At 73.6% G+C, this 21,967-nt stretch carries 17 protein-coding genes; 11 read left to right on the forward strand and 6 right to left on the reverse strand.

Features of this window, described 5'->3' with window-relative positions:
* Both ACI8AC_RS01080 and guaA read left to right on the forward strand, forming a co-directional pair.
* Nucleotides 1–1,131 (forward strand): GuaB3 family IMP dehydrogenase-related protein, encoded by a 1,131-nt coding sequence (locus tag ACI8AC_RS01080; RefSeq protein ID WP_456894377.1) that lies wholly within the window; start codon nucleotides 1–3, stop codon nucleotides 1,129–1,131.
* Nucleotides 1,131–2,693 carry a glutamine-hydrolyzing GMP synthase gene (guaA, locus tag ACI8AC_RS01085; RefSeq protein WP_456894379.1) on the forward strand — a complete coding sequence of 521 codons (1,563 nt, stop codon included), beginning with the start codon at nucleotides 1,131–1,133 and terminating at the stop codon, nucleotides 2,691–2,693. The genes ACI8AC_RS01080 and guaA overlap by 1 nt, the downstream gene beginning before the upstream one ends.
* A gap of 165 nt (nucleotides 2,694–2,858) precedes the next feature.
* Here guaA and ACI8AC_RS01090 read toward each other — a convergent pair whose 3' ends face one another.
* Nucleotides 2,859–3,545 (reverse strand): helix-turn-helix transcriptional regulator, encoded by a 687-nt coding sequence (locus tag ACI8AC_RS01090; protein WP_456894381.1) that lies wholly within the window; start codon nucleotides 3,543–3,545, stop codon nucleotides 2,859–2,861.
* Between the two features lie 63 nt (nucleotides 3,546–3,608).
* Between ACI8AC_RS01090 and ACI8AC_RS01095 the strand changes: the two genes are divergently transcribed.
* Nucleotides 3,609–4,193: a dienelactone hydrolase family protein gene (locus tag ACI8AC_RS01095; RefSeq protein ID WP_456894383.1), complete on the forward strand. Its 585-nt coding sequence runs from the start codon at nucleotides 3,609–3,611 to the stop codon at nucleotides 4,191–4,193.
* Between the two features lie 80 nt (nucleotides 4,194–4,273).
* Nucleotides 4,274–5,293, forward strand: a complete 1,020-nt coding sequence (locus tag ACI8AC_RS01100; protein WP_456894384.1) for a sodium:calcium antiporter — start codon at nucleotides 4,274–4,276, stop codon at nucleotides 5,291–5,293.
* 72 nt (nucleotides 5,294–5,365) lie between these two features.
* On the opposite strand, the gene ACI8AC_RS01105 is transcribed toward ACI8AC_RS01100, so the two are convergent.
* Nucleotides 5,366–5,659, reverse strand: coding sequence for a hypothetical protein (locus ACI8AC_RS01105; RefSeq protein ID WP_456894386.1), 294 nt, complete (start codon nucleotides 5,657–5,659; stop codon nucleotides 5,366–5,368).
* Complete coding sequence (locus ACI8AC_RS01110; protein ID WP_456894387.1) at nucleotides 5,652–6,557, reverse strand: PspC domain-containing protein; 906 nt, start codon at nucleotides 6,555–6,557, stop codon at nucleotides 5,652–5,654. Before ACI8AC_RS01110 ends, ACI8AC_RS01105 begins: the two co-directional genes overlap by 8 nt.
* Before the next feature lie 189 nt (nucleotides 6,558–6,746).
* On the opposite strand from ACI8AC_RS01110, the gene ACI8AC_RS01115 reads away from it, so the two are divergent.
* The 7 genes from ACI8AC_RS01115 to ACI8AC_RS01145 all read left to right on the forward strand — a co-directional run bounded on the left by ACI8AC_RS01115 (nucleotide 6,747) and on the right by ACI8AC_RS01145 (nucleotide 16,032).
* Nucleotides 6,747–7,907 carry an ATP-binding protein gene (locus ACI8AC_RS01115; protein ID WP_456894388.1) on the forward strand — a complete coding sequence of 387 codons (1,161 nt, stop codon included), beginning with the start codon at nucleotides 6,747–6,749 and terminating at the stop codon, nucleotides 7,905–7,907.
* Nucleotides 7,904–8,575, forward strand: a complete 672-nt coding sequence (locus ACI8AC_RS01120; protein WP_456894389.1) for a response regulator — start codon at nucleotides 7,904–7,906, stop codon at nucleotides 8,573–8,575. The genes ACI8AC_RS01115 and ACI8AC_RS01120 overlap by 4 nt, the downstream gene beginning before the upstream one ends.
* Nucleotides 8,576–8,728: 153 nt before the next feature.
* On the forward strand, nucleotides 8,729–9,877 hold the full coding sequence (locus ACI8AC_RS01125; RefSeq protein ID WP_456894390.1) for a glycosyltransferase family 2 protein: 1,149 nt from the start codon (nucleotides 8,729–8,731) through the stop codon (nucleotides 9,875–9,877).
* Complete coding sequence (locus ACI8AC_RS01130; protein WP_456894391.1) at nucleotides 9,874–10,725, forward strand: ABC transporter permease; 852 nt, start codon at nucleotides 9,874–9,876, stop codon at nucleotides 10,723–10,725. Before ACI8AC_RS01125 ends, ACI8AC_RS01130 begins: the two co-directional genes overlap by 4 nt.
* A gap of 3 nt (nucleotides 10,726–10,728) precedes the next feature.
* Entirely contained in the window at nucleotides 10,729–11,475 is a 747-nt protein-coding gene (locus ACI8AC_RS01135) for an ABC transporter ATP-binding protein (protein ID WP_456894393.1), read from the forward strand.
* Nucleotides 11,476–11,483: 8 nt separating this feature from the next.
* Nucleotides 11,484–13,202 carry a stealth family protein gene (locus tag ACI8AC_RS01140; protein WP_456894394.1) on the forward strand — a complete coding sequence of 573 codons (1,719 nt, stop codon included), beginning with the start codon at nucleotides 11,484–11,486 and terminating at the stop codon, nucleotides 13,200–13,202.
* A gap of 49 nt (nucleotides 13,203–13,251) precedes the next feature.
* The gene (locus tag ACI8AC_RS01145) at nucleotides 13,252–16,032 is read left to right on the forward strand and encodes a CDP-glycerol glycerophosphotransferase family protein (RefSeq protein ID WP_456894395.1); all 2,781 of its coding nucleotides are present in this window, start codon (nucleotides 13,252–13,254) and stop codon (nucleotides 16,030–16,032) included.
* A gap of 1,512 nt (nucleotides 16,033–17,544) precedes the next feature.
* On the opposite strand, the gene ACI8AC_RS01150 is transcribed toward ACI8AC_RS01145, so the two are convergent.
* The 3 genes from ACI8AC_RS01150 to ACI8AC_RS01160 form a co-directional block, all read right to left on the reverse strand.
* The gene (locus ACI8AC_RS01150; RefSeq protein WP_456894396.1) at nucleotides 17,545–19,569 is read right to left on the reverse strand and encodes an acyltransferase family protein; all 2,025 of its coding nucleotides are present in this window, start codon (nucleotides 19,567–19,569) and stop codon (nucleotides 17,545–17,547) included.
* Between the two features lie 268 nt (nucleotides 19,570–19,837).
* On the reverse strand, nucleotides 19,838–20,683 hold the full coding sequence (locus ACI8AC_RS01155) for a CDP-alcohol phosphatidyltransferase family protein (RefSeq protein ID WP_456894398.1): 846 nt from the start codon (nucleotides 20,681–20,683) through the stop codon (nucleotides 19,838–19,840).
* Nucleotides 20,680–21,939 (reverse strand): CDP-glycerol glycerophosphotransferase family protein, encoded by a 1,260-nt coding sequence (locus tag ACI8AC_RS01160; RefSeq protein ID WP_456894400.1) that lies wholly within the window; start codon nucleotides 21,937–21,939, stop codon nucleotides 20,680–20,682. Before ACI8AC_RS01160 ends, ACI8AC_RS01155 begins: the two co-directional genes overlap by 4 nt.
* Nucleotides 21,940–21,967: the final 28 nt, after the last annotated feature.

The following is a 21,967-nucleotide window of genomic DNA, read 5'->3' on the forward strand; positions in this document are numbered from 1 at the left end:
GTGCGCGACACCGTCGAGATCGGGCTCAACCGCTTCGCCCGCCGCGGCTACGACCTCGACGAGGTCTCGATCGTGCCCTCCCGGCGCACCCGGGACGTCGACGACGTCTCCACCGCCTGGCAGATCGACGCCTTCCGGTTCGAGATCCCGCTGGTCACCAGCCCGTCGGACGCCGTGGTGAGCCCGGCGACCGCCGTGGCCGTGGGCCGGGCCGGGGGCCTGGGCGTGCTCAACGCCGAGGGTCTGTGGACCCGCTACGACGACCCCGACCCCGTCTTCGCCCGGCTCCGGGACGCCGCCGACGGGGGCGCACCGCCCACGGCGCTGCTCCAGGAGGTCTACTCCGAGCCGGTCAAGCCGGACCTGCTCACCGCCCGGGTGAAGCAGATGCGCGACGCCGGCGTCACCACCGCCGTCCGGGTCTCCCCGCAGCACACCCTGCAGCTGGCGCCGACCGTGCTGGCCGCCGGCGTGGACCTGCTGGTCATCCAGGGCACGATCGTCTCCGCCGAGCACGTGACCACCCAGGGGGACGCGCTCAACCTCAAGGAGTTCATCGCCGACCTCGACGTCCCGGTCATCGTGGGCGGGGCGGCGAACTACCAGACCGCGCTGCACCTCATGCGCACCGGGGCGGCCGGCGTCATCGTCGGCGTCGGCGCCGACAGCTTCAGCACCAGCGACGCCGTCATGGGCATCCGGGTGCCGCTGGCCAGCGCCATCGCCGACGCCGCGGCCGCCCGCCGCGACTACCTCGACGAGACCGGCGGGCGCTACGTGCACGTCATCGCCAACGGGCGCATCGAGACCAGCGGGGCGATCGCCCGGGCGCTGGCCTGCGGCGCCGACGCCGTCCAGATCGGTGAGCCGCTGCGGATCGCCGAGGAGGCTCCCGGCGGCGGCATCTGGTGGGACTCGGTGGCCGCGCACCCCCGGCTGCCGCGCGGCTCCACCTCCGCGCCGCTGCCCCCGGCCGGCCCGCTCGAGCAGGTCCTGCTCGGCCCGGCGGAGGCCGCCGACGGCCGCACCAACCTCTTCGGCGCGCTGGCCCGCACGATGGCCAAGACGGGCTACCGCGACCTGAAGGAGTTCCAGCGGGTCGACCTGGTGATCGGGGGCCGGGAGGCCTGATGGAGTTCCCCACCGTCCTGGTCGTCGACTTCGGCGCCCAGTACGCGCAGCTGATCGCCCGGCGGATCCGGGAGGCGGGCGTCTACTCCGAGATCGTGCCCTCCGACGTGCCGGCCGAGGAGGTCGTCGCCCGCAAGCCCGCGGCGATCGTGCTCTCCGGCGGCCCGTCCAGCGTGTACGCCGAGGGGGCCCCGCAGGTCGACCCGACGCTGTTCGAGTCCGGCGTCCCGGCCTTCGGCATCTGCTACGGCTTCCAGGCGATGGCCGCGTCCCTGGGCGGCACGGTGGCCCGCACCGGCGACCGGGAGTACGGCGGGACGCCGCTGACGGTGACCACCCAGGGCCGGCTGTTCGGCTCGCTGCCGGTCGAGCAGAACGTGTGGATGAGCCACGGCGACGCGGTGTCGCAGGCCCCGCCCGGGTTCACGGTCACCGCCACCTCCACCGGTGCGCCGGTCGCGGCCTTCGAGGACGTCGACCGCCGGCTGGCCGGCGTGCAGTTCCACCCCGAGGTCCGGCACACCGCGCACGGGCAGACGGTGCTCGAGCACTTCCTCTTCGACATCGCCGGACTGGAGCCGACCTGGACGACGGCCAACGTCGTCGAGGAGCAGGTCGAGCGGATCCGCGCCCAGGTCGGGGACCGGCGGGCGCTGTGCGCGCTGTCCGGCGGGGTGGACTCGGCCGTCGCCGCCGCCCTCGTGCAGCGGGCGATCGGGGACCGGCTGACCTGCGTCTACGTCGACCACGGGCTGATGCGCGAGGAGGAGACCGAGCAGATCGAGCGCGACTTCGTCGCCGTCACCGGCGCCGACCTGCGCGTGGTCGACGCGCGCGAGCAGTTCCTCGGCGCGCTGGCCGGGGTCGCCGACCCCGAGGAGAAGCGCAAGACCATCGGCCGCGAGTTCATCCGGGTCTTCGAGCAGGCCGCGCTCGACGTCGTCGCCGACGCGAAGGCCCACGGCGAGACCGTGGACTTCCTCGTGCAGGGGACGCTCTACCCGGACGTCGTGGAGTCCGGCGGCGGCACCGGGACGGCGAACATCAAGAGCCACCACAACGTCGGCGGGCTCCCCGAGGACCTCACCTTCACCCTGGTCGAGCCCCTGCGGACCCTCTTCAAGGACGAGGTGCGCGCGGTCGGCCTCCGGCTGGGCCTGCCCGAGTCACTGGTCTGGCGGCAGCCCTTCCCGGGCCCCGGTCTGGGCATCCGCATCGTGGGCGAGGTGACCGCCGAGCGGCTCGACGTGCTGCGCCGCGCCGACGCGATCGCCCGGGCGGAGCTCACCGCGGCCGGCCTGGACCGCGAGATCTGGCAGTGCCCGGTGGTCCTGCTGGCCGACGTCCGCTCGGTGGGCGTCCAGGGCGACGGGCGGACCTACGGCCACCCGGTCGTGCTGCGCCCCGTCTCCAGCGAGGACGCGATGACCGCCGACTGGACCCGGCTGCCCTACGACGTGCTGGCCCGCATCTCCACCCGGATCACCAACGAGGTGCACGAGGTCAACCGCGTCGTGCTCGACGTGACGAGCAAGCCCCCGGGCACCATCGAGTGGGAGTAGCAGGACCCCGTCCTCCCCTCGAAGGACCCCGTCCCCCTCACCCCGCGCACGCTCGGGGCGAGCCTCCGGACGGGGCCATCAGAGCTCAGGGCGGGACCCGGGACGGGGCCGTCCCAGCACCTCACCGGGCTCGCGCGGCCCCTGCAGCGGGGCCGTTCCAGCACGTCACCGGACCGGGTGCGCGTCCGGCGGTGGGGTCCCGTAGACCGCGGGATCGCGCTGCGGTGCCGTCTCGGACGTCAGGTCCGCCCGCTCGATCCGCTCCCAGCGGAACCAGCGCGGCGCGTCCCGCTCGCGGCACCAGCCCACGAGGTACCAGCGGCCGCCGGTGCCGGCGAGCAGGTGCGGCTCGACCCGGCGCCGGGACGCCGTCCCGTGCCGGTCGCGGTAGCTGATCGCCACGACCCGACGCCGCGCCACCGCCTCCTCCAGCACCGCGGCGGTGTCCGGGCGGCGCGCCGGGCCGCCCCGCACCCACACCCGGCCGCCGAGTCGCTCCACCTCCGCCCGCGCCGACGGACCGAGCGCGTCGAGCACCTTCTCGAGGGCCGCGCGGCCGTCGGCCGCGAACGGTGCGTCGGTCGCGCCGGCGAGCGCGACCGCCACCGCGATCGCCTGGGCCGGGGTGAGGTTGACCGGTGGCAGGGTGGCGACGGCGTCCAGCACGTACCCGCCGCCCGGCCCGGCCGTCGCCCAGATCGGCACCCCGCCCTGCTGCAGCGCGGCGACGTCCCGCTTGACCGTGCGGGGGGAGACCTCGAGGAGATCGGCCAGCCGCTGCGCGGTCCGGCCGCGCGGGCCCGCCCGGCGCAGCTCCTCGGTCAGCGCGTGCAACCGGTCGGTGCGGTTCACGCCGGAGATCGTGGCAGGGACGGTGACAGGACGGTGTCACCAGGAGCGCGGGAGGGTCCTCGCATGACCACCGTCGCGCTCTTCCACTCCGCACTCGGCGTCCGCCCCGGCGTCACCGACGCCGCCGAGCGCCTCCGCGCCGCCGGCCACGACGTGGTCGTGGTCGACCAGTACGGCGGGCGGTGCTTCGACGACTACGCCGAGGCCGGCGCCCACGTCGAGGCGCTCGGCTTCCCCGCGCTCATGGCCACCGCCCTCGACGGCGTCGCTGAGCTGCGCGACGGCTTCGTCGCCGCCGGCTTCTCCAACGGGGCGGGCATGGCCGAGCACGTCGCCACCCGGCGGCGGTGCGCCGGCCTGCTGCTGCTCTCCGGAGCCCTCCCGCTCGCCCTCCTGGGGGACGGCGTCCGCTGGCCGGCCGGGATGCCGGCCCAGCTGCACCACACCGAGGGCGACCCGTTCGGCCGTCCGGAGTGGGCCGACCGGCTGCTCGCCGACGCCCGGGCCGGCGGGGGCGCCGTGGAGGTCTTCGAGTACCCCGGGTCCGGGCACCTGTTCACCGACCCGGGGCTGCCGGCCGAGTACGACCCGGAGGCGACGGCCCTGCTCTGGGAGCGGGCCCTGGCGTTCTGCGCACGGGTGGGCTGAACCGGCCGCCCGCGCGCCGTACCGCCCGCGGTGTGATGAGCTGGGGCGGACGGGGGACGGACGGCGGACGGGAGCGAGCGGTGGGTACGTGGCCGCTGCTCCCGAGCCTCCTGGCGCTGGCCGCCGCCGGAGCGGCCATCGTCGTCGCGGGCGTGCGGCTCACCCGGGTGGCCGACGAGCTGGCCGAGCGGACCGGGCTCGGGGACGCCGTCGGCGGGGCCCTGCTGCTCGGCGCCGTCACCTCGCTCCCCGGCATCGTCACCACGATCACCGGTTCCCTGGAGGGCGACCCGGCGTTCGGCCTGGCCAACCCCATCGGCGGGGTGGCGATCCAGACGGTGTGGCTGGCGATCGCCGACCTCGTGTACCGGCGGGCCAACCTGGAGCACGCGGCCGCGTCGCTGGAGAACGTCATGCAGGCGCTCATCCTGGTGGCGCTGCTGGCGGTCCCGGTGATGGCCTACGCGACACCGGCCCTCCGGTGGGGGTGGATCCACCCGCTCACCCTGCTCATCCCGGTGCTGTACGGCTACGGGCTGGTGCTGCTCCGGCGGATGCACGACCACCCGATGTGGTTACCCACCCACACCTCGAGCACCTCGACCGAGGAGGACCAGGAGGAGCCGGGCTCGGACGCCTCCACCGGTCGGCTCTGGGCCGGGCTGGCCGCCCTGGGCCTGGTCGTCGGCGCCGCCGGGTGGGCCATCGGGAAGGGCGGGCTCGGGGTGGTCGCGGCCACCGGGCTGCCCAGCGGGCTGGTCGGCTTCACGCTGACGACCGCGCTGACCTCGCTGCCCGAGCTCGTCGTGCTGCTCACCGCGGTCCGCATGGGCGCGCTGACGCTGGGGGTCGGGAACATCATCGGCGGCAACGTCTTCGACACCCTGATGATCGCCGTCGCCGACGTCTTCTACCTCGAGGGCCCCGTGTACCGGGACGCCGGCGACGTCAGCCTCGTGCTGCTCGGTGGCACGGTCCTGATGACCACCGTGCTCTGCGGTGGCCTGGTGATGCGCGACCGCAACGGGGTCGGGTTCGAGGGCTACGCGCTGCCGGCGATCTACCTGGGCACGGTCGGGCTCGCCGTCCTCAGCGGCTGAGCACCCCCGGGCAGCAGGAGGGGCCGGGGAGCGGTCCGCTCCCCGGCCCCTCCCGGACCCACCCCCCGCGGGTCAGCTCCGCCCGCGCCGCAGCCTGCGCACCTCGGTGACCAGCAGCGCGACCCCGCCACCGATCAGGAGGAGCCACAGCAGGCCGCCGTCGGCCACCAGGTCGAAGGGCAGGACCGCGCCGACCATCGCGGTGATCGCCACGACGACGAACACCAGGCCGGCGACGAAGGCGGTCAGGTCGATCCCGCGGCGCTGCGGGGGCGGCGGGGCCTCCAGCGGCAGGGGCGCCACGTCCCGCCAGGCCGCCTCCTGCCAGGCCGTCGGGGTCGTCGGGAACTCGCTGTAGTCAGGCACGGTCCACCTCCACGTCACCGATGCCGGCGTGGATGGTCAGCACGATCTCGGGGTCCCCGTCGCCGGCCCAGGACTCCGGACCCTCGCCGGCGGAGAAGCCTCCGCCGGAATCCCCGTCGAGCACCTCGACGCGGCCGATCCCGCTGTCGACCTCGACCCGGACGTCGGCCGACCGGGGCACGAGGACGTCGACGTCGCCGACACCGGCGTCCACCCGCGTCTCGATCGGGTCGTCGAGGTCGGACAGGTCGACCCGGGAGAGGTCGAGCAGGGTGTCGCCCACGCCCAGGTGGTAGACCGGGCGCACCGACTCCGCCGACAGCGGGCGGTAGGTGCGGTCGCCGATGCCGCCCTCGACGTCCTCCCACGGCTCCGCGGACGCCGCCGCGAGGGCGAACGACAGCAGCACACCGAGCGCGATCAGCCCGCCGCGGCCGCGCCGGACGCCGGTGACGGAGAGGGCGAGCAGGCCCAGGCCCACCACCAGCAGGGCCGTGCCGAGGAAGCCCCGGGGCCCGGGGTCCCAGTCGCCGAGCCGGCTGAGCAGCACCAGCACGCCGACCACGATGAGCAGCCCGGCGACGGTGATCCGGGGCACGGGTGAGCGCGGCGCCGGCGGGGCCGCGCTCCGCGGGGCCGGGGCACCGGGCACCGCGGGTGCGGCCGGGGTGAGCAGCCACAGCAGCGCGTACACCAGGACGCCGGTCCCGCCGGCGAGGGTGAGGGCCACGAACGCGACCCGCCACAGGAGCGCGTCGATGCCGGTGTAGTCGGCCAGGCCGCCGGCGACGCCGCCGAGGACGCGGTCGCTGCGGCTGCGCTGCAGCGGCGGTCGCGCCGGCGGGGCCGGTGGCGGTGGGTCGGGGAACGGGGGAGCGGGGGGGACGGAGGAGGTCATGGCCCCGAGCGTGCGCCAGCGGCGGCCGCCCCGACCATCAGGGAAGCTCCCCAATCGACCCGGGTCCTCTTCCCGGGTGGTTCCCCGTGTCGTCTGCACCCCCGGCGGTGCGACGATCGGTGCGTGACGACGACAACCCCGGCGTCGGCCCCGGCGGGCGGCCCGCCGAGCACCCCGACGAGCGCCCCGGTGCCCGCGCGCGCACCGCTGGCGCGCCCGCGGTCCGGGCGGATGCTCTCCGGGGTGGCCGCGGGGACGGCCGCGCACCTGCGGCTGGACCCGCTGGTCGTGCGGATCACCTTCGTCGTGCTGGCCGTGACCGGGATCGGCGTCATCACCTACGCGCTGCTGTGGTTCTTCATGCCGGTGGCCGACGTGGACGCGCCCGCCCCGGCCGCCGTGGTCGGCGACGAGCCCAGCAGCCGGCAGAAGCTCGGGCTCACCCTGCTCGGCGGCGGTGTCCTGGTGCTGGTCACCCAGGTCGCCAGCTGGGGCAACAGCGACCTGGTGCTGCCGCTGCTGCTGGTCTGCGGGGGCCTCGCGGTCATCTGGCGGCAGCTGGACACCGGCCGCACGCTCGCCGGCGCGCACGTGCGCTGGGCCCTGGCGGGGGGCGTGCTGCTCGGCGTGCTCGGGCTGGTCCTGCTGCTGGCCACGACCGGCCAGCTGGCCAACGCGCGCAACGGGTTCACCGCCACGCTGGTCATCCTGGTCGGCGTCGCGCTGGCCACCGCGCCGGTCTGGCGCCGGCTGCTGGCCTCCCGCGAGGCGGAGCGGACCGCGCGGGTCCGCTCGGAGGAGCGCGCCGCGGTGGCCGCCCACCTGCACGACTCGGTGCTGCAGACCCTCGCCCTCATCCAGCGGCACGCCGACGACCCCACCGCCGTCGCCCGGCTGGCGCGCGGCCAGGAGCGCGAGCTCCGCACCTGGCTCTACGAGCCGGCGAAGGCGGCCGGCGGGACGTGGGCGGCGCTGGTCTCCGGCATGGTCGCCGACGTGGAGGCCGACCACGACCTCACCGTCGAGTCGGTGGTGGTCGGCGACGCGCCGGTGGACGACGCGCTCGCCGCGCTGGGCGCGGCCACCCGCGAGGCCCTGGTCAACGCGGCCAAGCACGCCGGGGTGCCGACGGCCGACCTCTACACCGAGGTCACCCGAGGCAGCGTGGCCGTCTTCGTCCGCGACCGCGGCAAGGGCTTCGACCCCGAGACGGTGTCCGACGACCGGCGCGGGCTGCGGGACTCGGTGAGCGGCCGGCTGGCCCGGGTCGGCGGCACGGCGACGGTGCGCTCGGCGCCGGGCGAGGGGACCGAGGTGGAGCTGGTGCTGCCGCGGGAGGCGGCCGCGTGACGACGCCGGGTGCCGCCGTCCGCGTGTTCCTGGTCGACGACCACGCCATGGTGCGCTCGGGCGTGCGCGCCGAGCTGGGGGACGCCGTCGACGTGGTGGGCGAGGCCGCCGACGTCGCCGGCGCCGTCGAGGGCATCCGCGCCACCCGGCCGGACGTCGTGCTGCTCGACGTCCACCTGCCGGGGGGCGGTGGCCGGGCGGTGCTCGAGGAGCTGCGCGCCGAGCTGCCGGCGGTGCGCTGGCTGGCCCTGTCGGTCTCCGACGCCGCCGAGGACGTCATCGCGGTCATCCGGGCCGGCGCCCGCGGCTACGTCACCAAGACCATCTCCGGCCCCGACCTGCGCGACGCGGTGCAGCGGGTGGCCGACGGCGACGTCGTGTTCAGCCCGCGGCTGGCCGGGTTCGTGCTCGACGCCTTCGCCGCGACGCCGTCGTCCCCACCGCCGCCGGAGGACCCCGCGACCGACCCGGGGCTGGACCTGCTCAGCGCCCGGGAGCGCGAGGTGATGCAGCTGCTGGCCCGCGGCTACACCTACCGCGAGATCGGCTCGCGGCTGTTCATCTCGGTGAAGACGGTGGAGTCCCACGCCTCCAACGTGCTGCGCAAGCTCCAGCTGTCCAACCGCAACGAGCTCACCCGGTGGGCGGCCACCAACCGCCTGCTCTGACCGGCGGACGGGGTGGTTCGTCACTGCCGCCGCCCCGCCCGTGGGACCCCTGGGACGGGTGTGAACGGAGCAGCGTGTCGCCGGGGGCAGATGTCGACGAAACGTCGCGTACGACTCCACCCGGGGTATTCCGGAACTTAGAGTCACCGCGTCATGACAGAGACGTACGCACCGGTGCCGGATGGCCTCCCTGACGAGATCGCCGTCGCGCCCCAGCGGGCCTGGCCGGCCGTCTCGGTGGTCATGCCGGTGCTCAACGAGGCGCCGCACCTGGCGTCCAGCGTCACGCAGATCCTCGCCCAGGAGTACCCCGGCGAGGTCGAGCTCGTCATCGCGCTCGGGCCCTCCCGGGACGGCACCGACCGCATCGCCCGGGAGCTCGCCGCCACGGACCCCCGGGTCAAGCTGGTGCGCAACCCCAGCGGCCGGACCCCCTGCGGCCTCAACACCGCGGTGCAGGCGTCCAGCCACGGCATCGTCGCCCGCGTCGACGGGCACGGCATCCTGCTGCCCGGCTACCTGGAGCGCGCCGTGTCGCTGCTCGAGTCGACCGGTGCGGCCAACGTCGGCGGGCTGATGATGGCGGTCGGCGTCACCGGCTTCGAGCAGGCGGTCGCCCGGGCCTACTCGTCGAAGATCGGCCTCGGCGGGGGCAGCTTCCACGTGGGCGGCGCCGAGGGGCCGGCCGACTCGGTGTACCTCGGCGTCTTCCGCCGCGAGGTCCTCGACCTCCTCGGCGGCTTCGACGAGCACTACCACCGCGCCCAGGACTGGGAGCTCAACCACCGCATCCGGCAGGCCGGCGGCGTCGTCTGGTTCTCCCCGGAGCTCGCGGTCACCTACCGGCCGCGCTCGTCCTGGACCGAGCTGGTCCGGCAGTTCTTCCACACCGGCCGGTGGCGGCGGGAGGTCATCCGGCAGCACCCCGACTCGGTCCGGGCGCGCTACCTCGCGCCGCCGGCCGCCACGGCCGCCATCCTCGCCGGCACGGTGGCCGGCGTCGCGGGCGCGGTCGCCGACGCCCCGGTGCTGCACCTGGGCTGGCTGGCCCCCGTCGGCTACGGCATGGGCGCGGTCGTCGCCGCCCTGGCCGAGAGCCGCGACCTCCCCTGGCGGGCGCGGGCCTGGTTCCCGGCCGTGCTGGCCACCATCCACCTCAGCTGGGGCAGCGGCTTCCTGTTCGGCCGCCGCCCCGGGAGCCGGCCGGCCCCCGGCACGGTGCTGCGGGGCACCGCGGCGGTCGGGACGGCGGCACCCGCCACGGCGGCACCCGGGACGGCGGCGCGGAGGACGGCGGCGTGACCACCGACGCCGTCGGGACGCTGGCGCCGGCGGCCGCCCCGAGCCGCCCGGCCCGCCCGCTGCCCGCCGTCGTCGCCCGGCCCCGCGCGCTGTGGCTGCGGCGGCGCGCGGTCCTGCTGCTGGTCGCCCGCGACCTCAAGGTCCGGTACGCGTCCTCGGCCCTGGGCTACCTGTGGTCGGTGCTCGAGCCGCTGCTGCTGGCCGGCATCTACTGGTTCATCTTCACGCGGGTCTTCACCCGCACCGTCGGCGACGAGCCGTACATGGTCTTCCTGCTCGCCGGCCTGCTGCCCTGGACCTGGTTCAACGGGGCGGTCACCGACGCCGCGCGGGCGCTGCACACCGAGGCCAAGCTCGTGCGCTCGACCAACGTGCCGCGCGAGGTCTGGGTGGTGCGGGTCGTCCTCTCCAAGGGCGTCGAGTTCCTGCTCAGCCTCCCGGTCCTGCTCCTCTTCGCCCTGGTCTACCGCGCGGAGGTCGACTGGCACCTGCTGCTGCTGGTCCCCGCGGTCCTGCTCATGGCGGTCCTCGTCCTGGGGGTCGGCCTGCTGCTGGCGCCGCTGGTCGTGCTGGTCCGCGACCTGGAGCGGCTGGTCCGCATCGCGCTGCGCCTGGGCTTCTACGCCTCACCGGTCATCTTCGCCGTCCAGGACGTGCCCGAGCCGTTCGACGCGGTGTTCGCGGTCAACCCCCTCGCCGGGATCTTCGAGCTGTGCCGCGCCGGCTTCTTCCCCGGCACCGTGCACTGGGGGCACGTCGGGCTGTCCGCCGCGGTCTCGTTCGGGGCGCTCCTCGCCGGCTGGGGCGTCTTCGCGCGACTGGAACGCACCGTCCTCAAGGAGATCTGAGCCGTGACGGCCCCCGAGCCGGTGATCGCCGTCCGCGACGCCGGCGTCCGCTTCACCCGTGGCAAGCGGCACCGCAGCGCCCGGGACTTCCTCCTGCGCGGCCAGCGCGGCGCCCGGCCCGGCGAGTTCTGGGCCCTCGACGGGGTCACCTTCGACGTCCGCCCCGGCGAGGCCATCGGGGTCGTCGGCCGCAACGGCCAGGGCAAGTCGACGCTGCTCAAGCTCATCGCCGGCGTGCTGCTGCCCGACCGCGGCCGCGTCGAGGTGGCCGCCGGCGTCGCCCCGCTGATCGAGATCACCGGTGGCTTCGTCAACGACCTCACGGTGCGGGACAACATCGGCCTCACGGCCGGCCTGCACGGGATGTCGAGGGCCGACATCGATGCGCGCTTCGCCGAGATCGTGGAGTTCGCGGAGATCGAGGAGTTCCTCGACACCCCGTACAAGCACCTCTCCAGCGGGATGAAGGTGCGGGTGGCGTTCGCGGTGGTCTCCCGGCTCGAGGAGCCGGTGATCCTCGTCGACGAGGTCCTGGCCGTCGGCGACAAGGCGTTCCGCCGGAAGTGCTACGCGCGCATCGAGGAGCTGCTCGCCGCCGGGCGCACGCTGTTCCTCGTCTCGCACAGCGAGGGGGACCTGCGGCGGTTCTGCGACCGCGGGCTCTACCTGCGCCGGGGGCGACTGGTCGAGGACGGGCCGATGGACGACGTCCTGGCGGCCTACGAGCGGCAGGACGGGGGAGCACGGTGAGCAGGAGCGTGACCACGCTGGTCCCGCTGCGCGTGCAGCGGCGGGTCTACGAGTCGGTGCCCAAGCCCGTCTGGGACCTGGTGCGCGACGTGGGGACCGGCAGCACGCCGTGGCAGCGCCGGGCGCGCGCGGCGCGGCTGCGGCGGCTGGAGGAGCGGACGGCGGAGACCGTCGACGGCCCGGTGACCGCGGTGACCTACCGGGGTGAGCGCCTCCTGGCCCGCCCGGTCACCCGGTTCCGGGCCCGCGAGGTCCTCGCCGACAACGCCGCCTTCGTGGCGGACGCCCTCGAGGCCGCCGGCGTCCCCTACCTCGTCGTCGACGCCCCCGTGCAGGGCAGCCGCGTGCTCGCCGTCGCCGAGCCCGACCGGGCGGCCGCGAGGGCCGCGCTGGTGCGGCAGGGGGGGCGGCAGCCGGTCTACGTCCGCCAGCTGCACCCCGACCCCGACCGGCCGAGCGTCCGGCTCAGCGCCCCGGGGGCGCTCGACGGCGCCTCCTCCTTCAGCGTCTTCCAGGCCCTGGCGACCGAGGGCTCCGCCGAGGCGGTGTGCGGTCCGGAGCTGGGCTGCACCCTGGAGTTCTGGGCGACCCGGGAGGTCGACACCCCGGCCGACAACCACACCGGCGAGCCGCTGGCCGCCGGCTCGTGGGTGGCCCCGCGGCGCAACCGCTGGGCCGACGCCGTCCCGGCCGAGCTGGTGCGCCGCCCGGTGCTGCGGGTCGTGGACGGCAGCACCCGGCCCTGCCTGCCCACGCTCTCCGACCGGCACGTCTTCGACGTCGACTTCCCGATCGACGTCGTCTACACGTGGGTCGACGGCAGCGACCCGGCGTGGGCCGCGCGGAAGGCCGCGGCGCAGGGCGTGGTCGACAGTGCGTCGATCAACGAGTTCGCGCACAACGCCTCCCGGTTCCTGTCCCGGGACGAGCTGCGCTACTCCCTGCGCTCGCTGGACGTGTACGCCGGGTGGGTCCGGCACGTCTACCTGGTCACCGACCAGCAGGTGCCCGCGTGGCTCGACACGGGCAACCCGCGGATCACCGTCGTCGACCACCGCGACCTCTTCGGCGACCGCGGCCGGCTGCCGACCTTCAACTCCCACGCGATCGAGTCGCAGCTGCACCACATCCCCGGGCTCAGCGACCACTACCTCTACCTGAACGACGACGTGTTCTTCGGCCGGCCGGTCGGGCCGGAGCGGTTCTTCGCCGCCAACGGGCTGGCCTACGTCTTCCCCTCGACGGCGAAGATCGGCCTGGGCCCGACCGGGGCCTTCGACCGCCCGGTCATGAGCGGGGCCAAGAACAACCGGGACCTCGTCCTCAAGGCGTTCGACCGGGCCATCACCAGCAAGTTCAAGCACGTCCCGATCGCCCAGCGGCGCGACGTCCTGCTCGAGCTGGAGGAGCGGTTCGCCGAGTCCTTCGCCGAGACCGCCCGGCACCAGTTCCGCGACCCCACGGACCTCTCCATCGCGGCGTCGCTGCACCACTACCACGCCTTCCTCACCGGACGGGCGGTCGAGGGGCGCATCCGGTACTTCTACGCCGACATCGCGGCGCCGGAGACCGCCCGGCGGCTCGCCCGCCTGCTGCGCAGCCGCGACCACGACGTGTTCTGCCTCAACGACCATGACTCGTCCGGCCTCGACCCCGAGGTGCAGCACCGGATGCTGCAGGACTTCCTCAGCCGGTACTTCCCGCTGCCCAGCAGCTTCGAGAAGTAGCCCGCACACGACCGCCCCCGTCCGCCACGAAAGTCAGGAACTCACACCGATGAGACCGCAGTTCTCCGTCATCAGCGCGATCTACAACGTCGCGGAGTACATCGAGGAGTACCTGGCCTCCCTCGAGCGGCAGACGTACGGCCTAGAGAACCTCGAGATCATCCTTGTCGACGACGGGTCCACCGACGCGTCCGGGCAGATCGCCGAGCAGTGGGCGCACAGCTCGAAGGCGCGGGTCCGCTACCTCCGACAGGCGAACGCCGGCCAGGGGGCCGCGCGCAACGCGGGGATCGAGCTGGCGACAGGGGTATGGGTGAGTTTCGTCGACCCGGACGACGTCCTCTCCGACACCTACTTCGAGGAGGTCGCCGGCTTCCTCGCCGCACAACGCCAGGAACCGGACATGCTGGCCTCGCGACCGCTGACCTTCACCGATGACGTGGCGCGCCATGTCGATAGACACCCCCTGCGGGCCAACTTCAGGGGAAAGAACAAGGTGGTCGACCTCGTCCGTTTCCCCGATCGGATCCATCTGCACGGTCCGACCGCGTTCCTCCGCCTTGACCGGATCCGTAGCGGGGGCATTCGCTTCGACGCCCGTATCCGGCCGACGTTCGAGGACGCCCACATCGTCGGCGCCTACCTCCTGTCCACTTCTCAGCCAACGATCGGCTTCATCCGGACCGCGGAGTACTACTACCGCAAGCGGGTCGACGGCAGCTCTTCGGTTCAGGCCGGGTGGGTCAAGGACGAGAAGTACACTCTCGTGCTCCGACACGGTCACCTGGACCTGCTACAGCGCGCCGTCGAACAGTACGGGGCGGTTCCGGTCTGGTTGCAGAACACGGTGTTGTACGACCTCTTCTGGTACTTCAAGACTGACGTCCGGCTGACGTCGCCCATAGGGGCCATCGGTGAGGACGTTCTACGGGAGTTCCAGGATCTCTGCGACGAGATCTTCGCCCACATCGATGTGGAGACGATCCTCAGCTTCCGGATCCAGCCGGTGGCGAACTGGCTGCGGCTGGCAGTCATCGGCGGATACAAGAACAAGACCCTGCGCCCGGACTTCGTCGTCCTCGACAGGTTGGACGAGCGACAGCGGCTGGTGCGCGCACGGTACATGTTCAGCGGTGAACGGCCCGCGGAGTCCTTTTATTGGCGAGGGCTCCCGATCGAGCCCGCCCATCAGAAGTCTCGCTCCATCAAGCTGCTCGGCCGGACCCTGGCCTACGAGCGCATCGCGTGGCTGCCCGCCGACGGGACGCTGCGCGTAGAGCTCGAGGGACGACCGGTGCCGATGTCCACCAAGGGGCCGGTGGATCTGCCGTACACCCTGACGCCTGACCAGCTGTGGCGCGGGCTCGGTCACCGGGCCGCCGCGGACATGCCGCTGCCCCGGGGACGACGTGCCCGTCTGCGTCACCTGCTGGGTGCCCCGCTCCGGTTCTGGGTTCGAGTCGTCGCCAGGTTGGCCGGGCTGGTCGATCGGGAAGAGTGGACCGCGCGGATCTCCCGGCGACTCGCGAAGACACGGTGGGCGCGGAAGCGGTACGCCGATGCGTGGGTCCTTATGGATCGGCGGGGGCAGGCGCAGGACAACGCTGAACACCTCTACGCCTACATCAAGAACAAGCGACCTGCCATCAATTCCTGGTTCGTCCTCGAGCGAGGATCCCCCGACTGGTCGCGGCTCAGTCGCAGAGGATTCAAACTCATCCCCTACGGCTCGATGCGCTGGCGAGTGCTGCTGCTCAGCGCCAAGCATCTGATCTCTTCGCACTGCGACGTAGCGATCACCAACCCGCTGCCGGTGCGGCTCTACGGCAAGCCGAGTTTCGCCTTCACCTTCCTTCAGCACGGTGTCACCAAGGATGACATATCACGATGGCTCAACACCAAGAACATTGAATTGATGCTTACCGCGACGCGGGCAGAAACGCGGTCGATCAGCGGGGACGAAACGCCGTACATCCTGACGAGCAAGGAGGTCAGGCAGACCGGGTTCCCTCGACACGATCGTCTGATCAAGATGTCTGACAAGGTCAGCGGCTCGCATGTCGACCAAATCCTGGTGATGCCGACCTGGCGACATTCGCTCACCGAGTCGATGCCTGATGGACTGAGTGCCGAGCAGCGCCTCGAGGTCTTCCTTTCCTCCGACTACGCCCGGCACTGGCTCGCCTTCCTGCAGTCCGAGGAGCTGGCTGAGATCGCTCGGCGCCACGGCGCACGGATCGCCCTGCTGCCGCACCCGCACCCCGGAATGGCCGGTCTGCTGCGCGGCGCCGGCGTGCCGGAGTACGTCCAGTTGCTGGACTGGAAGGACATCGACTTCCAGGACGTCCTCGTGCGCAGCCTGGTGTTCATCACCGACTACACCTCGGCCGCCTTCGATGCCGCACTGCTGCGCAAGCCGGTCCTCTACTACCAATTCGACCGAACGCAGTTCTTCGGCGGCGGCCACCAGTGGCGGCGTGGCTACTTCGACTATGATCGTGACGGCTTCGGTCCCATCGCGCTGTCGCATGATGACGCGATCGCGGGAGTGGAGAAAATCGCCGCCAACGATTTCGGACTCGAAGCCGAATTTGCTCAACGAATGGACTCGACCTTCGATGAGGTCGATGGGAACGCCTGCTACAGGGTGTTCAAGGCGATAAGTCAGCTGGACCGGCCCGTGCGCGCGCGACCGGTGGGCGCGGCGGCCGAGCCGGCACCGTCGGGCCAGGGCGACCCGGTGTCGGAACTGGGCCTCGGAGCCGAGCCTGCCGACGACGGGATGGTGGACGACTCGATGGTGGGCAGCGGGACCTCGCTGCGGTACTGACCTCCAGTCGCGACCTGCTCCCCGTCGTGCGGCGAGGGGGGCCGCCGAGGCCGGAACCTCATCGAATGCTTGTGCGCCGTTCGACTCAATGCACGCGCGGGCTGAGCCGATCTGAGTTCGACGAATCCGGATGCAAGGCGTGCGTAGTGCCGTCGGCCAGGGACCGTTCCCGCTGACCTCGTATGCGGGGGATGCGCTGCTCGCGAGCATCGTGGCGGCGGTATCGGTCCTGGCCGGCGGCGCCAGCGCCTCGGCGGCGTCTTGGTCGTCCGCATCCTGGACGCCGAGTTCGGCGCGGCCCCTCGACCATCCCGAGTGATCCCCCTGCGGGACTCAGCCAGGGTCTCCCGCACGCACCGAAATGCCGGATGCGGGGGCTTTCACAGCTACTGGGCGCTTGACCTGCTCGGGGACAAGGGCGACCCGGTCTACGCCGCCGGGGCGAGGATCGTGCACGTCGGTTTGACCGAGCGGACGTGCAAGTCGTCGTCCGCGCCGGACGCTCCTGGTGTGCGGGTGTGGATCGACCACGGCGCCGGCGTCGTGTCGCCATACCGCACCTGGCCTCGACCACCGTGGCCGGCGGTGCCCCCGTCCACGCCGTCCACGCGCATCGGGACGATGGGCAGCAGCGGTGACTTCGCCCCCTGAACGACGAAGTACCTGCACTTCGAGGTGCGGGCCGGCGGCGAAGGGCACGCGGGTCAACCCGGGCCAGCTGCGGGGCTGCCTCGGGACGCGGCCGGGTCTCCTATCCCTCGGTCTGGGGCTACTCCGCTTGGGCCCAGGTGACCAAGGTCAGCCGGTGGACGCCGCAGCCCGGCAACGGCTGTTGCCCGCCTTCACGGGGACGACGACCGCACCCGCCTCCATCGCCATCACCCGCGGCAACACGTCGGCTCGGCTCACGTGGCGGACGCCCACGTCCGGCGCCGCCACCGCGCCCGGGCGACGTCATCTCGCAGGAGCTCTGGGCGCCGAGGGTGACGTCCCGCTGGCACGACCCGACCTACCGGATGATCCCGGCTACCCAGCTCGCCAGCGTCGTGACCGCCTCGAGAACGGGCGCCGGTACCGCTTCCGCGTCCAGGCTGGGAACGCGGTCGGCAACAGCGCCTCGATCCGCCACGTCGAGGTGGTGCCCGCGACCGTGCCGGCGATCCCGGCGATCCCGGCGAACGACCGGGGCCTGAGCGCCACGCCCGACCTGGTGTGCTTTGCGTGGTGGAGGAGCACCGCCCACGGCACACCGGTCACCTTGTGCACGGTCGCCATCCGGCGGCCGACGGTAACCGGCGGACGCCTGGATCTACCGGACCGTCCCCGCCGACACCTCAACTACAAGTTCACTGGGTTGCGCCGGGGGACGACGGACCATCTGACGGCGCGGGTGGACAGCAGCGCCGGGTGCAGCAGATGCGGCGCCTTCCGCAGCGTCACGACCTCCTGCGGAGCAGCCCTCCAGCCGAGCACCGGGCGTCCGGTCCGTCCGACCGGACGCCGAGGGCTCGCTCAGTTCCGGGGCGCCCCGACGCCGGCGGCGGCAAGCCGCTGTTCGAGGTACGGGGCCAGAGTCATGACGTAGGTCTTGGTGAGGTGGTGCTTGTCGCGGTAGACGAGCACGTCCCCTATCACGGGCGAGCAGGTCCCGTCGCCGCACAGCAGGTCGGTCATGTCGACGAGGGGCACTCGGCCGTCCATCGCTTGGGTGGCGACCACGGTGGGCGGGGTGTCGGTGAGGGCGTCGTCGCGGGGCCGGTCGCAGTCGGTGATCGTGGCGCGCGGGTCGGAGAGGCAGTCGGGAATGTTGACGCCCATCTCCGGGGTCTCGCGGATGGCCACGACCTGAGTGCCGAGGTCCTCCATGGCGCGCCAGTAGGTGACCATGCCGTCGGCGATGGCGGCGTGGGACTCGGCGTCGGCCTGGGGATGGCCGGGGATGCCCACCGACGGTCGGTCGGAGGTGATCAGCACGTCCGGCGGATCGGCCTGCAGCCGCTCGAGCACCTGCCCACCCCATGAATGGCAGAGGTCGTAGGGCGACGTGTCACCCTCGCCGACCACCGTCCGGGTGCCAGTCCAGGGACAGCGTGCGCGCATGTAGGTGACGATCCGCCAGTCGTGCTCCGCGGCCATCTCTTGGATCGCCGGGAACCACTGGCCGACCTTGGAGTCGCCGACGAGGGCGACGGTGATGGCCGGGGCCACGGTCTCCCCGAACTCGCACGACCGCACGGCCGGGTCGGTGATGTCGACGTGGCAGCCCCGCCCCTGGTAGTCGGGACTGTCCTCGGCGGCGCGTTCCGGCCTGGGGACCGTCGTGGTCGGATCGTCGTCAACCGGTTCGGCGTCGCCGGCGAGGACGGCGGCGCCGGGGTGGCCGGTGGTGTCGGTGGGAGAGCTGGGTTGGGGCAGTAGGTGCGTCAGGACCAGGGCGAGGGGAAGGGCGGCGGCGAGGGCGAGGGCCAGGCCGCGGCCACGGGAGGCGAAGGCGCGGCTGCGGCGGACGGGGTCCTCGACGAACCGCGTGAGGGCCCAGGCTGCGGCCAGGGAGCCGAGCAGGACCGCGGGGCCGTCGAGGGCGCCGAGGTCGCCGCCGGACCAGGCCTCGTAGAGGACGATCAGGGGCCAGTGCACCAGGTAGAGGGCGTAGGAGCGGTCGCCGATCCAGGTCATGGGGGCCGAGCCGAGCAGCCGGGTGTGCGACTCGGCGGCGCCGGCGGCCAGCACCAGGGCGGCGCCCAGCACTGGGACGAGGGCGGCCGTGCCGGGGAAGGCGGTGTCGTCGCTGTAGGTCAGGGCGGCGGCGAGCACTAGGGCCAGGCCGGTCCAGCGGGCCGGGCGCGCCAGCCGGCGTGGCAGCTCGGGGCGGCCGGCGAGGATGGCCAGCAAGGCGCCCAGGCCCAGCTCCCAGACGCGGGTCTGGGTAACGAAGTAGGCCGCGGCAGCGTTGCTGGCGGTGAGGGTGATCGAGGCGGCGAGGCTCAGTGCGCACCCGGCTGCGCCGAGCACCAGGGCGACCCGGCGCCAGCTGCGGCGCAGCCGACGGGCGAGCACGCCGGCGAGCACCAGCAACAGCGGCCAGCCCAGGTAGAACTGCTCCTCCACCGACAGCGACCAGTAGTGCTGCACCGGAGAGGCGGCGTCTTCGGCGGTAAGGTAGTCCACCGTGTCCCGGGCCAGCAGCCAGTTCTGCACGTAGACGGCGCTGGCGGCCACCTGCTGGGCGGTGGCGGCCAGCCGCGAGCCGGGCAGCACGAGCAGCGCGGCCAGCCAGGTCAGCAGCAGCACGACGGTGGCCGCAGGCACCAGCCGCCGGGCCCGGCGGGCGTAGAAGCCCAGCAGGTCGATCGCGCCGCGGGTGCGCATCTCGCGGACCATGTGGCCGGTGATCAGGTAGCCTGAGATGACGAAGAAGACGTCGACGCCGACGAACCCGCCGCGCAGCAGGCCGGGGAACAGGTGGTAGATGACCACCAGCCCCACTGCGACTGCGCGCAGGCCCTGGATGTCACGCCGGAACCCGGGCGCGGTCACCCCCGCCGGTTGCATCGATCCCTCGGGCCGGGTCAGCACTGAGCTCGACAGCGGAGAACTCCTTCGCACGGGGCCGAGGACCTGTCGCGGCATGGCACCGACGGCGGTTGTCGCTGTCATCCGTCGTGACAGGGCCTTCGACACTGTAGGAGCGTGACCGGCCCTTCACGTTGGGTCATGAGGTGTCCGGGGTCCGACGGGTTGGTGTGAACGATGGGATGCGGCGCCCGACGACTCCGAGCGGCGGCGCCGCCGTGCCCGTGCCGATTTAGGCGGCGGGGCCGGGCCGCAGCCGCGACGAGGACACGATGGCCACGAAGTGCCCGGCGACCGCGAGCAGCGACGCCGGGACGAGGACGGCGAGCAGCACACGGGTGCCGGTCAGGTCGCCGAGGACCGCGTCCGCGACGGCGACCACCAGCACCAGCAGGCTCAGCTCGATCGAGTGGTAGAGCCGGTGGAACGGCAGGAAGCGGGCCAGGCGCCGCAGCCGGGCCAGGCCCGAGGCGCGGGGCGCCGTCGTCGCCTCGTCGTCCGCGGCCCGCGGGAGGCCGGCCGACGCCCGGGCCACGTGGACCATGTCGTTGAGCGCCTTGTTCAGGACGATGACCACGGCCAGGAGCGCCCCGAGCGTCGTCCACCCGTACCCGCCGGGGAGGTCGTCGAGCCCGCCCGCCGCGCGCACCCCCAGGGCCAGCGGGATGAGCGACTCGGTGAGGTAGTGGCCCACCTTGTCCAGGAAGACGCCGAGCGGGCTCGACGTCCCCCGCCAGCGGGCGACCTCGCCGTCGCTGGCGTCCCAGAGCATCTGCAGCTGGGTCAGCAGCACGGCCAGGACCGCCCCGGCCAGGCCCGGGACGAGCAGCGCGAAGCCCGATGCGGCGCCGGTGACGATCATGAGCGCCGTGACCGCGTTCGCCGTCAGGCCGGCGCGGACGAGCAGGCGGGTCAGGTACGGCGAGATGCGCCGCATGTAGAGGTCGCCGGTCCAGTGCTCCGCGGTCCGGCGGCCGCGGATGGCCGGCGGCTGGGTCACCTCCCGCAGCTGCGCGATGGTCGGCCGGGCGGGCCGCTGCGGCGCGGTGCCGGTGGTGTCCGGTGCGGTGGTGCTCATCGGGCGCTCCCCGTGGTGCGTGCCGGCCGACGGGCGTCCCGGGCGGCGAGGACGTCGGCGCAGGCCGCCACGAACCGGGCTCCCGCCGGTCCGTCGGCGGGGTCGCCGAGGTAGTGCGTGCGGAGCCGGGCGCGGGCGTCCCGCTCGTCGTCGGTCTCCAGGCAGCGGCGCAGCAGGGCGCCGGCCGTGCCCGCCCCCGCGGCCGGCACCCGGGGGACGGCCTCCAGCAGGGCCGAGGGCCGGACCACCGCACCGGGCTCCTGCGGGACCGTGACGACGAGCGGCCGGCCGGTGGGCAGCCACTCGGTGGCCAGCGACGAGATGTCGGTGACCAGCGCGTCGGCGCCGGCGAACGCGTCGAGGAGCGCGGTGCTGCCGTCCACGGTGCCGCCGTCCACGGTGCTGCCCGTGGCCCGAGCGGCGGGCTCGTCGAGCACCCGGCGCAGCGCGACGTCGGCCGCGGCGACGTCCGGCCGGTTGGCGCCGGTGCGCGGGTGCGGCCGGTACACCACCCGGAACCCCTCGGCCAGCAGCGAGCGGACGAGCGCGGCGCCGTGAGTGGCCACCGAGCTGTAGGCCATGGCCGGCTGGGCGCCCTCCCACGTCGGTGCGTAGAGCACCGTGGGGGGCTCGCCCGCCGCGCGGGGCCGTCGGGGCGCCACCGCGGGCAGCTGGGGCCGGCCCACGACGACGAGCCGGTCCGGGTCGAACCACATGAGCTCGTCGCGCACCCGGTCGATCCCGGCCTGGCCGGCGACGAAGGTGAAGTCGTAGGCCTTGAGCTGGTTGGACGCCGACACGGCCTTGTCGCTCTCGCCGTGGCCGACGTAGACGTGCGCGAGGGAGGCGAAGCGCAGGAACTGGAAGTTGCGCGGGTGGTGGCTGACGTAGAGGGCCACGCCGAGGGCGCTGCGCTCCACCAGTCCCTCCAGGGTGGCGGTCCGGGCGACGCAGTGCACGGGCAGTCGGGTCAGCGTGCGCAGCCGGGCCGTGGTCCGGCTGTCCTGGGTGACCAGCACGACGCCGTGCTGCCGGTCGAGGTCGAGCAGCGGCTCCAGCCACTGCTCGACCTGGTAGCCGTTGCGCGGGGGCTCCGGGAAGAACACGGCCACCCGCTGCGCCAGGGCGACCTCGCCGAGGGCCGCGTCCTCGCCGATCCCGTCGGGTTCACCACCCGGCAGCAGGCCCAGCCGCCGGACCAGGCGTCCACCGGTGGCGCGCAGCCGGGGCATCAGGGCGGAGGGAACGGGTGGCACTGCGAGGACTCCTCTGGTGGTGCGGGTG

It is taken from the genome of Geodermatophilus sp. SYSU D00758 (genome assembly GCF_054049955.1).